At 60.6% G+C, this 13,177-nt stretch carries 11 protein-coding genes and 3 tRNA genes; 5 read left to right on the plus strand and 9 right to left on the minus strand.

Going from position 1 to position 13,177, the window contains the following annotated elements; all coding sequences use genetic code 11:
* The first annotated feature begins 16 nt into the window (after window positions 1-16).
* Window positions 17-526 (plus strand): hypothetical protein, encoded by a 510-nt coding sequence (locus AT302_RS22550; RefSeq protein WP_237171996.1) that lies wholly within the window; start codon window positions 17-19, stop codon window positions 524-526.
* Here AT302_RS22550 and AT302_RS22555 read toward each other — a convergent pair.
* Window positions 519-1,454: a LysR family transcriptional regulator gene (locus tag AT302_RS22555; RefSeq protein ID WP_064674994.1), complete on the minus strand. Its 936-nt coding sequence runs from the start codon at window positions 1,452-1,454 to the stop codon at window positions 519-521. The two genes, AT302_RS22550 and AT302_RS22555, sit on opposite strands and share 8 nt — an antisense overlap.
* Before the next feature lie 122 nt (window positions 1,455-1,576).
* On the opposite strand from AT302_RS22555, the gene AT302_RS22560 reads away from it, so the two are divergent.
* The gene (locus AT302_RS22560; RefSeq protein ID WP_157125853.1) at window positions 1,577-2,578 is read left to right on the plus strand and encodes an MBL fold metallo-hydrolase; all 1,002 of its coding nucleotides are present in this window, start codon (window positions 1,577-1,579) and stop codon (window positions 2,576-2,578) included.
* A gap of 48 nt (window positions 2,579-2,626) precedes the next feature.
* Here AT302_RS22560 and AT302_RS22565 read toward each other — a convergent pair whose 3' ends face one another.
* From AT302_RS22565 to pgsA, 5 genes are all read right to left on the minus strand, one after another.
* A complete protein-coding gene (locus AT302_RS22565; RefSeq protein WP_058375933.1) occupies window positions 2,627-4,231 on the minus strand; it encodes an EAL domain-containing protein in 1,605 nt (534 codons plus the stop codon).
* A gap of 215 nt (window positions 4,232-4,446) precedes the next feature.
* Window positions 4,447-4,520: transfer RNA gene (locus AT302_RS22570), tRNA-Cys, on the minus strand.
* Window positions 4,521-4,632: 112 nt separating this feature from the next.
* Window positions 4,633-4,708 (minus strand) — tRNA-Gly (locus tag AT302_RS22575).
* A 49-nt stretch (window positions 4,709-4,757) separates the two neighbouring features.
* Window positions 4,758-4,833, minus strand: a tRNA-Gly gene (locus AT302_RS22580).
* 175 nt (window positions 4,834-5,008) lie between these two features.
* The gene (pgsA, locus tag AT302_RS22585) at window positions 5,009-5,602 is read right to left on the minus strand and encodes a CDP-diacylglycerol--glycerol-3-phosphate 3-phosphatidyltransferase (protein WP_058375934.1); all 594 of its coding nucleotides are present in this window, start codon (window positions 5,600-5,602) and stop codon (window positions 5,009-5,011) included.
* 176 nt (window positions 5,603-5,778) lie between these two features.
* On the opposite strand from pgsA, the gene kch reads away from it, so the two are divergent.
* Window positions 5,779-7,014 (plus strand): voltage-gated potassium channel protein, encoded by a 1,236-nt coding sequence (gene kch / locus AT302_RS22590; RefSeq protein ID WP_237171997.1) that lies wholly within the window; start codon window positions 5,779-5,781, stop codon window positions 7,012-7,014.
* A 136-nt stretch (window positions 7,015-7,150) separates the two neighbouring features.
* Here the strand turns inward: kch and uvrC are convergent, their stop codons facing one another.
* Window positions 7,151-9,487 carry an excinuclease ABC subunit UvrC gene (gene uvrC / locus AT302_RS22595; RefSeq protein WP_084656401.1) on the minus strand — a complete coding sequence of 779 codons (2,337 nt, stop codon included), beginning with the start codon at window positions 9,485-9,487 and terminating at the stop codon, window positions 7,151-7,153.
* Between the two features lie 137 nt (window positions 9,488-9,624).
* On the opposite strand from uvrC, the gene earP reads away from it, so the two are divergent.
* Together earP and efp are read left to right on the plus strand one after the other, a co-directional pair.
* Window positions 9,625-10,869, plus strand: a complete 1,245-nt coding sequence (gene earP, locus AT302_RS22600; protein WP_058375935.1) for an elongation factor P maturation arginine rhamnosyltransferase EarP — start codon at window positions 9,625-9,627, stop codon at window positions 10,867-10,869.
* A 138-nt stretch (window positions 10,870-11,007) separates the two neighbouring features.
* Window positions 11,008-11,565, plus strand: coding sequence for an elongation factor P (efp, locus tag AT302_RS22605; RefSeq protein WP_058375936.1), 558 nt, complete (start codon window positions 11,008-11,010; stop codon window positions 11,563-11,565).
* A 128-nt stretch (window positions 11,566-11,693) separates the two neighbouring features.
* On the opposite strand, the gene nagZ is transcribed toward efp, so the two are convergent.
* Window positions 11,694-12,728: a beta-N-acetylhexosaminidase gene (nagZ, locus tag AT302_RS22610; RefSeq protein WP_058375937.1), complete on the minus strand. Its 1,035-nt coding sequence runs from the start codon at window positions 12,726-12,728 to the stop codon at window positions 11,694-11,696.
* Window positions 12,725-13,084 (minus strand): holo-ACP synthase, encoded by a 360-nt coding sequence (gene acpS / locus AT302_RS22615; protein ID WP_237172212.1) that lies wholly within the window; start codon window positions 13,082-13,084, stop codon window positions 12,725-12,727. The genes nagZ and acpS overlap by 4 nt, the downstream gene beginning before the upstream one ends.
* Window positions 13,085-13,177: the final 93 nt, after the last annotated feature.

The raw sequence follows: 13,177 nt of genomic DNA on the forward strand, positions 1-13,177 counted from the left end.
CTCGCGAGAGGTGCCTTTGACTTTGCTTACGTTGTCTCCGGGGGAATTGGACGGCCTGATCGTGCGGCCGCGCTGGCCTGCGCGTCATGTGCATGTCGACGCACGGGCGCTGAGTCATCTTCAGGCGATACAGCGTGAATTACCGCTCGAGATCGCTTTGATTCTGACGCGAGGTTTTGAGCCGAAAGCTTCAAATCTCGGGTTCGCGCGGCGCCAGTTTCGTGCGCTGGGTATCGGCGTGTTTCGCTTGGTCTACCCCTCCCGACACGACGAACTCGCCGACATCTTCGGCAGTAACGGACATGATGTCGATGGCACCCACGTCGACGTGTCTTTTCGTTTGCACGGTCGGCGTGTGCGGATGCTGCCGCTAGGCGTTTTTACACCTCCCTCGTGGCAACGGCGTCGTATGGCACGTTGTGCTTCGGCGCTGGCATTGGTGAAGTCGGCGCTCGTCAGCCAAGGGTTTTCGATTCATCACAATGAGACGGAGAGTCTGCAAATTCATTGTGATTTGATTAGCTAGTGCTGGCCACGCTTCGGGCCGCATTCACAAAGGCATCCAGCGCTGGCGTCTGTTGAGTCTCCGCGCGCGTCACTAATCCAACGGCCGGCATCGGCCACTCGTGCGACGCGTTCAGAATGGCAATGACACCGAGCTTTGCATATTGAAGCGCAATTGGCCGCGGAAGGAATGCGAGCCAATCGGTGTCTTGCAGCATCTGTAGATTCGCAAGCACCGAGACGCATTCGACCTTGGGAACTGGCACTGGCATCGCAGCATCGGTGAAGAATTGCCGAATCGATGTTCGCAACGGGGCGTCGCCCCCCGGGAATATCCAGTCGGCCGATGCCAGCATTGCCGGTGTGATGGTCTTACGCCGAGCGATCGGATGACCGCTTCGCGCGACGATGCAAACGCTCTCGTCAAACAGCGCCTCTCTGCGAAAGTGCGTCGCCGCTGTGCCGTCGCCTAGCCGGCAAATAACGCAATCGAGTTTGCCCTGCGAGAGCGCACCCAACATCCAGTCAAGCGACCCTTCATGAAACTCCGCCACCACGCGCGGGGCATCGTTTCCCAATTGCAGCAAGACCTTGCTCAACAGCGTCGGCATCGCGACCGGCATCATGCCGACGCGCACTTTACCTAGCGCACCGTTGGCAATGAGTTCGAGATCGCTGCCGAGTTTCTGCATTTCGACCAGCATGATGCGTGCCCGATCAATCACGATCTGGGTCGCGGCCGTGGGCCTCAAGCCGCGCGGATGGCGCTCGAATAGTTGGGTGCCGAACAGCGTTTCCAATTCACGAAGCGATTTGCTCGCAGCGGGTTGCGTCATGTGAAGACGTGCCGCCGCGCGATGAATGCTGAGCGTGTCCGCAAGCGTGACGAGCAACGCCAGATGCCGCGCCCGCAAGCGAGCGAGAAGATGTCCTTCAACGACTGATGGCATGGAATACCCCGATACCGGGAAGTTATCAGCACCTGAAAAGAAAGCATTACCGACGCACGGAAGCGCCATGTAATGCTACCTACGCGAGATTTATCGATACCTCAAGAAAACCGGAGACCCGTATGCAGAACATGCTTCGAAAGTGTGCAGCAATCGTAGCGTTGCTAGGTGCCGTTGGCTATGCGCCATTGAGCACGGCAGCGATGAAGGTGACGCTTCTCGGCACGGGTACGCCGATTCTGAACATCGACCGGTTTGGTATCAGCGTGTTGGTCGAAGCGGGTGATCAGAAACTGTTGTTCGATGCCGGACGTGGCGTCGCAATGCGCATGCATCAACAGCAGGTTCCGCTTCGCGACATCTCTGCCGTCTTCATTAGCTTACTGAATTCGGACCATATCACCGGACTGCCTGATCTGTATGCAACGGCACCACTGCCGACCGATGATGGGCGTTTAAAAACGCCGATGCGCCTCTATGGTCCTGACGGAATAGAGAACGTCGCGCAAGGCATCGAACTCATGTTCAAGGACCAGAACCGGATGCGCATGCTGGAAGGTGAAGTGGTCGAACCGGCGACGCACATCACGACGAAGCGGGTTGAGCCCGGGACGGTTTATGAAAAGGATGGCGTGAAGGTCACGGCCTTTTTGATCGAGCACGGCCACGTCAAACCGGACTTCGGTTATCGCATCGAATACGACGGGCATGCGGTGATCATTACCGATGACACGACGTATTCCGAGAACCTCGTTGCGCATTCGAAGCACGCAGACCTTATGGTGCAGAGTGTCGCCATCGGCAGCCGTGCTTTGGAGCGCGCCGCGCCGGATTACGTCAATCACTTCTACGGCTATCTCGCCAGTCCGGAAAATGCGGGTCGGATTCTGGCGGAAACCCAACCGAAGCTGGCGGTCTTTGCCCACATCTCGCTTTATAGCCAACCGGGCATCCCGCGAGCCACAGTGGATGAGTTGCGCGAACGCGTCCAGGCGGCCTATCGCGGAAATTTTGTTATCGGCGAAGATTTGATGAGCTTCTCGATCGATAAGCGCGGCGTGACACAACTGCCCTACTCAGCGGAAGTTCGGCACAAGGAGCCGGGCAGTCGCAATTTGCCGTAATTTAACGAAGCTCGTCGACATCGATCGATACCTCGTTGTGCGCTTATGTCAGTGGGCCAACGTGTTTTCCGGCCCATTTTGATTGTGCGTGTTCTGACTACGCGCCTTAAGCCACGCAATCAACTTCGCCGCCGGCATCGCTTTCGAGAACAGCCAGCCTTGTCCGTATTCGACGCCCTTGCTCTTCAGGTACTCAGCCTGAGCCTCAGTTTCGACACCTTCCGCTACGATGCCTAGGCCCAGTTCGTGTGCCATTTCAATGATGTGCGGCGCGACGACGCTCGAAGCCGCCCCCTGTCCGATCGTGTCGACAAACGACTTGTCGATCTTTAACACATCAACGGTGAAGGATTGCAGGTATGACAGACTGGAATAACCGGTGCCGAAGTCATCGATATACACAGGGTGACCGGCTTGCCGCAGCGCAGCGATGATCTTTCGTGCTGACTCGGCTTTGAGCAGACCGCGCTCGGTCGCCTCAATTCTGATTTGAGAAGGATGGATGCCCGTGCCCGACAAGCTCGCGTCCAGCTTTTTAATAAACCTGTCGGTTTGCAGATCCTCGCCGGCCACATTAATCGATACATAGAACGATGGCTGCGCGCGCAGCAATTCCTGAAGTTCTCGAACCGTTTTATCGAGCACCAGATCGGTTAACGGCTGGATAAGATCGTTCTCTTCGGCGACAGCAACAAAAATATCCGGCGGGATATTCTGGCCGTTCAGGTTCCAGCGAACGAGTGCTTCAGAGCCGACGCAAACCCCATCTTCAAGCCGCACGATCGGTTGGTAGTGCACCTCAATGTACCGGCGTGCGATGGCCCATTCGAGCGTGGCGGGGAACGAGACTTGACGGGAGATTCGCTTATAAGAGAGCCACCCGATCAGCCCGCCGACACCCACCCCGATGGCGAGCCAGACCGCGAGTAGCCTCGTCCAGTTGGCAATCAACCCACTGCGAGGTGCTTTGACGACGACGCCAATAGGCCGTGACGACGAGCGGGCGACCGCGTAATGCCATGTGTCGCTTTTGATCTGGCCGCCATGCCGCCACGCATCGAGCATGTCGTCGCCGTCGGCGCCGTACGACATGGCGATGATATTGTTGGTGTCGATGTTGACGGCAGCGATGGGACGTCGCGCCGGATCGATGATGTCCACATACGATTGCGGATTGATCGACACGTAATTGCCGTCGCGCCCGAATTGAATATCGTCACGAACGTCGCTAATGGGGTTGCGCTGCCGAAGCCAGACGAGATACCCGTCGTTACTGCGCCAACTCGGTGCCGGTAGCACGTAGTGTTTGTCGCGCACATCGCCAAGCAAAGGGGAACAAAGGTATTGCGAGTCGCCGTACGCGCCTGCGTCCTGAACGTAGCCGTAGTTGAAGATGACGCGAGACGCTCGTGCAATGTAGGCGGGGGAACAGCGGGGTTCGATACCGGCAGACAGATCGGCAATCGCGGCGAACGCCTGATAAGTGACCTGCTCGGCGCGCATGACCGCCTTCGCGGCAAACTGCTGGAGGTCTTCCTGCTCACGCTTTTGCGCGTCTTCGCGCGCAATGTAGATGCTGGTCAGCACGGGAAGCACCGTGCCGACACAACCGAGCGCAATGGATGCCGAAATGAGCGACAGTCGTCTGAACATTCTGCAAGCCTCCCCCGAGATTCACACACCACCAGAAGCGGTATTCCCTCGAACGGCGACAAGGGTCAGGATGCCTGCTGCGACCCATGACTTGGTCGCATACTAGCTGAAATTTGATAGGGGCGGGATTGCCGAACGTAGCGAAGGAGCCCGACGGGAGAACGTAACGCTGACGGCAAAAGAAAAAGCCCTGACAAGTCAGGGCTTTCGAATTTTGGAGGCGGGAGTCGGAATCGAACCGGCGTTCACGGCTTTGCAGGCCGCTGCATGACCACTCTGCCATCCCGCCATCAGGTATGCCGCATTGTAACCACTCGCTGTCGCCATCGAGGGCGCCCTTCGGATCGATCGCCGTGGGCTTTTCGGCAAATAAAAAGGGAAGCCAGGCTTCCCTCTGGATTTGGAGCGGGAGACGAGTCTCGAACTCGCGACCTCAACCTTGGCAAGGTTGCGCTCTACCAACTGAGCTACTCCCGCATGACACCCGACATCAAGGATTTATTCACTCAATGTCCAGTGTGAAAACTGGAGCGGGAGACGAGTCTCGAACTCGCGACCTCAACCTTGGCAAGGTTGCGCTCTACCAACTGAGCTACTCCCGCATTTTCATGCGTACTACCAATCCACACTACTCAAAATTTCGCTGCCGGGCTAACGCCGTAGCAGCGAGAAGGAGATTATGTCCAAACGTCGATTCAGTGTCAAGCACCTGCACTGAAAATTTGTGAAGAATTTTCTCCCCCACCGCGCAAATCCCGCACTTTCAGCGATTTACGCTCACATCTCACCCCCGCCACGCTCCCGAATCTGCGGCCACGCGCGGCGCAAATAATACAGCATCGACCACAGCGTCAGCACCGCCGCCACGTAAATCAGCCACGTGCCCCAGAACCGCGAGTCGAATCGCAACCCGTTCCACACCACCGTGCCGTTGAACAGCAACAACGGAATCGCCACCATCTGCGCCGCCGTCTTGATCTTGCCCAACTGATGCACCGCCACGCTGCGCGACGCGCCAATCTGCGCCATCCACTCACGCAACGCCGAAATCGTGATCTCGCGGCCAATGATGATCAACGCCACCAGCGCATTGATCCGCCCCATCTGCAACAACATCAGCAGGGCCGCCGCCACCATCAGCTTGTCAGCCACCGGGTCCAAAAACGCCCCGAAGGCCGAGGTCTGGTTCCAGCGGCGCGCCAGAAACCCGTCAAACCAGTCGGTCAGCGCCGCCAGCACAAAGATCGCGCACGCCACCCAATTCATCTGGACCGGGGTCAGACAGGTGGTCGGCAAGTAGTAAACGCCAACCACGAGCGGGATCAGGACGATCCGAAGCCAGGTCAGGAATATGGGGACATTAAAAGGCATGGCAGCATGAGTTCGGCAAACGGCAGTCGACACACGGCGCACTCGGCAGCCGTACCAGACCCGCATTGTGCCGTGTATGCCACGCAGCGACAAGGCCGAGGCACCGCTGCCCGGTTGACATATGCGTTACTGTGCCCCTATCTTGCTCGCAACCACCCGCCATTAGCACCGATCTCGTGAAACTGCTCTGGTCGTCTCTGCCCACCCTGCGACGCCGCCTTCTGCCGCCGCACGTGATCATCAGCCTGCTGGTCGGCCTCAACGGGCTGCTGCTCGTCGCCTCCGTCCTGCTGCGCGTGCCCGGCAGCGTCCTCGTCGACCTTTTCGTGCGCGGCGATCTCTCGGCGCTGGAGCGCATCGAAGCCCGTCATCTGCCTCGCCTGCTCTTTGGCCTGAACGCCATCGAGCGCATCGATTTCTCTCACCTGCCCCGCGCGCTCGTCGGCCTCTCGCTCGTCGCCCTCGCCTGCGGCCTGGTCATCCGCGCACGCACGGCTTGGGCCTTCTCCCTCGTGATGCTCGCCCTCGCGGCGATCATCAACGTTCATCTCAATATCCGCTTCGATCTGACCTTCGCCCTGTCGATCGTCTGCGTCCTGTTGCTGCTCTGGTATTGGCGCGAATTCGATCGTGCAAGCTTCGCCGCCGCCACGCTCTACACGCTCGTCGCCGTGTTCGCGCTGATCGTCTACGCGACGTTCGGCACGATGTATCTCGGCGCCGAATTCGCCCCGCCCGTCACCGATCTGGCCACCGCCTTCTACTTCGCCATCGTCACAATGACGACGGTCGGGTACGGCGACATCGTGCCGCACTCGACCGACGCCCGGCTCTTCACCGCATCGGTCATCATCTTCGGGATCAGCGTGTTCGCGACGTCGCTCACGGTGGTCATCGGTCCGCTTGTCGGCGGCAATCTCAAGAAAATTCTCGCGGGGAGATTTACTCACGTGATCCGCAAACAACACTTCATCGTGGCCGGTGCGTCGCCGCTCGCCATCAACGTGCACCACGAACTCACCAAACGCGGCTGGCCTGTCACGGTCATCATTGCGAGCGGCGTGGATAATCCGTACCCGGAAGACGCCGACGTGATGCACGGCGACGCCAGCGACAACGCCGTACTCACGCATGCCGGTATCGAACACGCGAAAGCCGTGCTCGCCCTGCGCGCCGACGATTCGGAGAACGCGTTCATCGTGCTCGCCGCCAAGGAAATTGCCCCCACGGTGCGGACCATCGCGTCGGTCAACGACAGCAAGCACCTGAGCAAGCTCAAGCGCGTGCAGCCCGACATGATCTTTGCGCCCCCTGTCGTCGGCGGCGAGTTACTCGCGCGCACGCTCTCCGGCGAGACGGTCGATAACGATACGGTGATGCGCCTGCTGTTTCATGGCGATACCGATAAGTGAGGGGTGAAAATTGATGCAGCCCACGCGATGCGTGGGCTGCGAAAAACGACGGCCGACGGGGAATGACCAATCTTCGGCGGACAGCCTGCGAGACGTCTGATGCCATCTCGGCGGCGGAGATTAGTCTCCGACTCCGTCAGTGCAGTTGGCGGAAGATCTGCTCGGCCAACGTCGTAGAAATGCCTTCCACACTGGCGAGTTCGTCAACGCTAGCCGCGGCCACGCCTTGCAGGCCGCCGAAACGCATCAGCAAGCGCTGACGGCGTTTTGCGCCAATGCCTTCAATCTCTTCGAGTCGTGACGTCTGGCGCGCCTTCGCCCGCTTGGCACGCATCCCCGTGATGGCGAAGCGGTGCGCCTCGTCGCGAATCTGCGCAATCAGCATCAGCACCGCGCTCTCGCGCCCCAACTCCAGCGGCGCACGGCCATCGGCGAAGACCAGGGTTTCCAGCCCGACCTTGCGGCCTTCGCCCTTGGCAACACCGACCAAACGGCCAATGTCGATGCCCAACTCGACGAACACCTGACGCGCCACTTCCACCTGCCCCTTGCCGCCGTCGATCAATACCAGTTGCGGCAGATTGGCTTCAACATCGGATACGTCCGACGGTACTGCCGCGTCTTTCACAATGGTGTCTGCCGTTACGCTCGCGTCTTGCGAATCGCCGGATGACGACGTGTCGGGCATGACCGCCGTCTCGGCTTCGGCGCGTGCCACGTCGGCCGCAACGGACGACGGGTCCGCCGCATCGCTCACCTTCTCGGCAGCCGCCTCCATCAGCCGGCCATAGCGCCGCGTGAGCACCTGACGCATCGCTGCGTAGTCGTCGCCCGGCGTGATCCCCGTGATGTTGTAGCGACGGTATTCACTCGTTTGCATCTTGTGATGATGGAACACCACGCACGACGCCTGCGTCGCCTCACCCTGCGTATGGCTGATGTCGAAACACTCCACGCGCAGCAACGCCGCGTCGTCGATGTCGAGCCCGATCGTCTGCACCAGCTCACGCGTGCGCGCCTGCTGACTGCCCTGCTCGGTCAGCAAACGGGTGAGTGCCAGTTGAGCGCCTTGCTCCGCCATGTCGAGCCATGCGCGTCGCTGGCCCTGCGGTTGACGCACCGTGACGATACGACGCCCGGCCTGCTCGGAAAGGACCGTCAACAGTTCGTCGCTGGGCAGCGCGTGGCTCATCACCAGCACCGGCGGCACCGATTGGCCCAGATAGTGCTGCGCCACGAAGGCTTCGAGCAGACGTGATTCGAGCGACGCCGCCGGGGTATCGGACGGCATGTCCGACACGATCTCCGGGGAGAGAGGCGATTCGGTGTCGATGGCGCTGGCGGTGTCTGCGCCGGTGTCGGTGTCGGTGTCGGTGATGTCAGTGGTGTCGGCGGCTTCGGTGTTGTCGGCCGCATCAACAGCTTGCGTCACTGCTGCTGGCACGACTTCGTCTTCGTCGAATTCGTCGGCGATGCCGCCCTCGACACCTCGCTCCACGTGCGCCGGGAAATACGCCTTGTCACCCAAATGACGGCCGCCGCGCACCATCGCGAGGTTCACGCAAGCGCGGCCACCGGCGTAGGCAACGGCGAGAATATCGGCATCGACATCGCCCGCCGTTTCCACCGACTGCTGTTGCAGCACGCCCGAGAGTGCCTGCATCTGATTGCGCACGACGGCCGCCTGCTCGAACTTGAGCGCCTCGGCGTACGTCATCATCTTCGCTTCGAGCGCACCGAGCACTTCCTTCTGGCGTCCGGAGAGGAACGCCGCGGCGTTGTTCACATCGCGCGTGTAATCCTCGTCGTTGATCGCGCCAACACACGGCGCACTGCAACGCTCGATTTGATGCAACAGGCAGGGGCGCGTGCGGTTGGTGAACACCGAGTCTTCGCACGTGCGCAGTTGAAACACCTTTTGCAGAATCTGGATGCTCTCGCGCACCGCCCATGCACTCGGGAACGGGCCGAAGTATTGCCCCCGGCGATCGACTGAACCCCGGTAGTACGCCATGCGCGGGTACTTATGCTGCGTGAGCTTGAGGAACGGATACGACTTGTCGTCGCGGAACAGAATGTTGTAACGCGGGTGCAGCGCCTTGATCAGGTTGTTTTCGAGCAGCAGCGCCTCGGCCTCAGAGCGCGTGACCGTCGTTTCCAATTTCGCAATGCGCGCCACCATCAACGCAATACGCGGCGATAACTGCGTCTTGTTGAAATAGCTCGACACCCGCTTCTTCAGATTGCGCGCTTTGCCAACGTAGAGAACGTTGCCTGCGGCGTCGTAGTAACGATAGACGCCCGGCAGGTTCGGCAACTGGGCGAGCACCTTGCGCGCGTCGAAAGCGGGAGCGTCCTCGGCCTTCGCCTTCGTGGCTTCTTGCGCGGGCTCCTGCGCGACCTTCGCCTCGGGGGCGGCTTTCGCTTTACGAGACTTGCGGGGTGGCGTGACGTCGTTGGCGTCTTCGGTCATGAACTCTGGGCATCTGAAGCGTCCTGCGAGGGGATCAAGCGGCGTTTGATTCGCCGTTGGCGTGAGCGCTGTGGCGGTGTCACGCGTCACAAGGACTAGAATCGCAAGTTTAGACCAATCCGCGTCGCCGCCTCGTAATGTCCCTGCCCACGCCTCACCTCGATTCGCCGCCCGCCGCTTTGCCCCTCGTGCCGCGCTGCGATCTCTTCTGTACCGTCGTCGACAATTTCGGCGACATCGGCGTGTGCTGGCGGCTCGCCCGGCAACTGGTGCGCGAGCACGGCTGGTCGGTGCGACTGTGGGTCGACGACTTGACGAGCTTCCGCTATCTGCGCCCTGACATCGATCCCGCACTGGCACAGCAACGCTGCGACGGCGTCGACGTGCGGCATTGGGGTGCGGACTTCGGACCGATCACCGACGATAACGCCCCGGGCGATATCGTCATCGAAGCGTTTGCTTGCAACGTGCCCGATGCCTACGTTCAGGCCATGCATGCGCGCAAACAAGCCGGACGCGCGCCCGTTTGGATTAATTTGGAATACCTGAGCGCCGAGGATTGGGTGGACGAGTTTCACTTGCAGCGCTCGATCCACCCGCAACTCGGTTTGGCCAAGACGTTCTTCTTCCCCGGCTTCACGGAGCGCACTGGCGGGCTGGCGCGTGAGCGTGAGTTGTTCTCCCGGCGCGACGCGTTCTACGCATCCCCCGAATTGCGCGATGCGTGGTGGCAACGCACGCTAGGGCTGGAATCCGCGCCGAGGAATGCCTTCGTCGTCTCGCTGTTTGCGTATGAGAATGCGGCACTTCCGGGGTTGCTGGCGCAATGGGCCGACAGCGCTACCCCAGTGGTGTGTCTGGTGCCGCAAGGACGTATCGCCCCGGCGGTCGGCGCTTGGTTTGGGCGTGACGCGCTGGGCGCACGCGAGTCGGCTACCCGGGGTTCGTTGACGGTGTACGGTTTGCCGTTCGTCCCGCAGGCCGATTTCGACGCGCTGCTGTGGGCGTGCGATCTGAATTTCGTGCGGGGTGAAGACTCTTTCGTCCGTGCGCAATGGGCGGCGAAGCCGTTCGTCTGGCATATCTACCCGCAGGAGGACAACGCCCACCACGCGAAGCTCGATGCGTTTCTTGGCCGATATCTGGCAGAGGATGCCCATCCGGCCACGGGCGAACTCGCACTGACCCAGACGTCGCGCGAAGCGCTGCGGACTTTCGTACATCTCTGGAACGGCTATGCCCAAACGCCGCCGGATTGGCCAGCACTGGCCGCCGCCCTGCCCGCGCTCACCGGCCATGCGCGTGGCTGGGCGACCCGGCAAGCGACCCTGCCTGACCTTGCGCGACAGTTGGCAAGCTTCGCGGAAAATCAGGTAAAATAGCTGGTTTTTCAACGCTTTGCTGCTGAACCTGCTGCCCCGGATCATTCCGGGCGGGCGCGGGAATCAAGCGGCGAATGGGCGTATGGAAGCGCTCAACAAGCGGCAAATCGCTTATTTCGTCACAGGATCTCGTTTTTTATGAAAACCGCTCAAGAACTCCGCGTCGGCAACGTCATCATGATCGAAGGTCAGCCGAACGTCGTGCTGAAGACCGAATACGTCAAGTCGGGCCGGAACTCCAGCGTCGTGAAGTTGAAGTACAAGAAGCTGCTGGCCGAAGGCCGTGGCGAATTCTCGTACAAGGCTGATGACAAGTTCGACGTCGTCATGCTCGACAAGAAGGAAGTGACCTACTCGTACTTCGCCGACCCGATGTACGTGTTCATGGACACCGAATACAACCAGTACGAAGTCGAAGCCGAAAACATGGGCGACGCCATCAAGTATCTGGAAGACGGTCTGGCTTGCGAAATCGTGCTGTACGACGAAAAGGCCATCTCGGTCGAACTGCCGACCACGCTCGTGCGCAAGGTCGAGTACACCGAACCGGCCGTCAAGGGCGACACCTCGTCGGGCCGCGTGCTGAAGACCGCCAAGATCAACGATCTGCTCGAAATTCAAGTGCCGCTGTTCGTCAACACGGACGATCTGATCGAGATCGATACGCGCACCGACGAATACAAGAGCCGCGCTTAAGCGATTGCCACCCGCCCGTGCCATCTCCGGATGGCGCAGTGCGGTGTGCAACGCGGTAGCCACAAAAAAGCGCTCGCCCCTTCGGGGTCGAGCGCTTTTTGTTTGTGCGCGAAACTCGGACGCTGGAATTATCCGCCGAACGTCTCGGCAATCAGTCGCTTCGCCGCCTGATACTCCGGTTGCGCGAGCATCTTCTCCCAGCCATGCACCTTGCCACGGCCCTTGAGATGCTTGATACGACGCTGTGACACCGTGTCGATATCCGTCTTCATCTCGCGCAGCAAACGGTCGGCCTTCTCCGGGCTGTTGCAGATGAGCACCATGTCGCAGCCGGCATCCAACGCGGCGTGCGCAGCGGTGACGACGTCGCCTGCGGCGCTCGCGCCCTGCATCGACAAATCGTCACTGAAGATCACGCCGTCGAAGGCATACTTGCCGCGCAAAATCTCCTTGAGCCACTTGGCGGAGAAGCCTGCCGGGTTCGGATCGACCTGCGGGTAGATCACGTGCGCGGGCATGACCGCCGCGAGCGACATGCCAAGCCAGTCGTAAGGCTGCGCGTCGACCGAGAGGATCTCGTCAAGCGAGCGCTCATCGACCGGAATCTCATGGTGCGAGTCGGCCGCCACAAAACCATGCCCCGGGAAATGCTTGCCGCAGTTCGCCATGCCAGCGAGCAACAGGCCGTGATTCAGACTCTTGGCGAGCATCGCCACGACGCGCGGGTCGCTGTCGAAAGCCCGGTCGCCGATCACTTGCGACGTACCGTAGTCGAGATCGAGCACCGGTGTGAAGCTCAGGTCGATATCGCACGCGCGCAATTCTGCGGCGAGCACGTAGCCGACCGCCGTCGTCACGCGCGTCGCCTTGAAGACATCGTCGTGCCACAGCTTGCCGAGCTTGCCCATCGCGGGCAGATGCGTGAAGCCGTCGGTGCGAAAACGCTGCACGCGCCCGCCTTCGTGGTCGACCGCAATCAGGATGTCGTCGCGCACTTCACGAATCTGCTGCGTGAGCGAGCACAGTTGCGCGCGGTCATCGAAATTGCGCGCGAACAGGATGACACCCCCGGTCAACGGGTGTTCGATGCGGCGAATGTCGTCTTGGCTAAGGGTCAATCCGACGACATCCAGCATCACCGGACCCGGCCTGCGCTTCGTCATTGCGTATTCTCCGATGCAATCTTGCGTGAAGCGATCGCGAACGCGACCGCATATTCTTTTTCATCCGTGATCGAAATCTCGATCGACAGTTGCCGTGCAGCCAGCCACTCGGCCAACTCGCCCGACGCCACCACCACAGGCTTGCCGGATGGCGCATTGAGCGTCTGCACGGCGCGCCACGTCATCGGCCAGCGCATGCCGAGACCGATGGCCTTGGACACGGCTTCTTTCGCAGCAAAGCGCGTACACAAATACGCAAGGCCGCGAACGGCAGACCGGTTCTGACGCGCGTGATAAACCTTGAGTTCCTCCGGCCCCAGCACCCGCTCGGCAAAACGCCCGCCGGTGCGCTCCATCACGCCCACGACGCGGCTGATCTGGAGGATGTCAGTGCCCACGCCGTAGAGGGTGGTCGGCGTGGCTGGCGTCGCTAGCGTAGTGACGGTGGC

The organism is Pandoraea norimbergensis (assembly GCF_001465545.3).
Classification (GTDB): Bacteria; Pseudomonadota; Gammaproteobacteria; order Burkholderiales; family Burkholderiaceae; genus Pandoraea; species Pandoraea norimbergensis.

Bases quoted from the DNA above. Each gene is read 5' to 3' on its own strand.
- pgsA (WP_058375934.1), bottom strand. From the start codon at position 5,602: ATGCCTTTTAATGTCCCCATATTCCTGACCTGGCTTCGGATCGTCCTG.
- efp (WP_058375936.1), top strand. From the start codon at position 11,008: ATGAAAACCGCTCAAGAACTCCGCGTCGGCAACGTCATCATGATCGAA.
- earP (WP_058375935.1), top strand. From the start codon at position 9,625: ATGTCCCTGCCCACGCCTCACCTCGATTCGCCGCCCGCCGCTTTGCCC.
- acpS (WP_237172212.1), bottom strand. From the start codon at position 13,084: ATGGAGCGCACCGGCGGGCGTTTTGCCGAGCGGGTGCTGGGGCCGGAG.
- AT302_RS22565 (WP_058375933.1), bottom strand. From the start codon at position 4,231: ATGTTCAGACGACTGTCGCTCATTTCGGCATCCATTGCGCTCGGTTGT.
- AT302_RS22555 (WP_064674994.1), bottom strand. From the start codon at position 1,454: ATGCCATCAGTCGTTGAAGGACATCTTCTCGCTCGCTTGCGGGCGCGG.
- uvrC (WP_084656401.1), bottom strand. From the start codon at position 9,487: ATGACCGAAGACGCCAACGACGTCACGCCACCCCGCAAGTCTCGTAAA.
- nagZ (WP_058375937.1), bottom strand. From the start codon at position 12,728: ATGACGAAGCGCAGGCCGGGTCCGGTGATGCTGGATGTCGTCGGATTG.
- AT302_RS22560 (WP_157125853.1), top strand. From the start codon at position 1,577: ATGCAGAACATGCTTCGAAAGTGTGCAGCAATCGTAGCGTTGCTAGGT.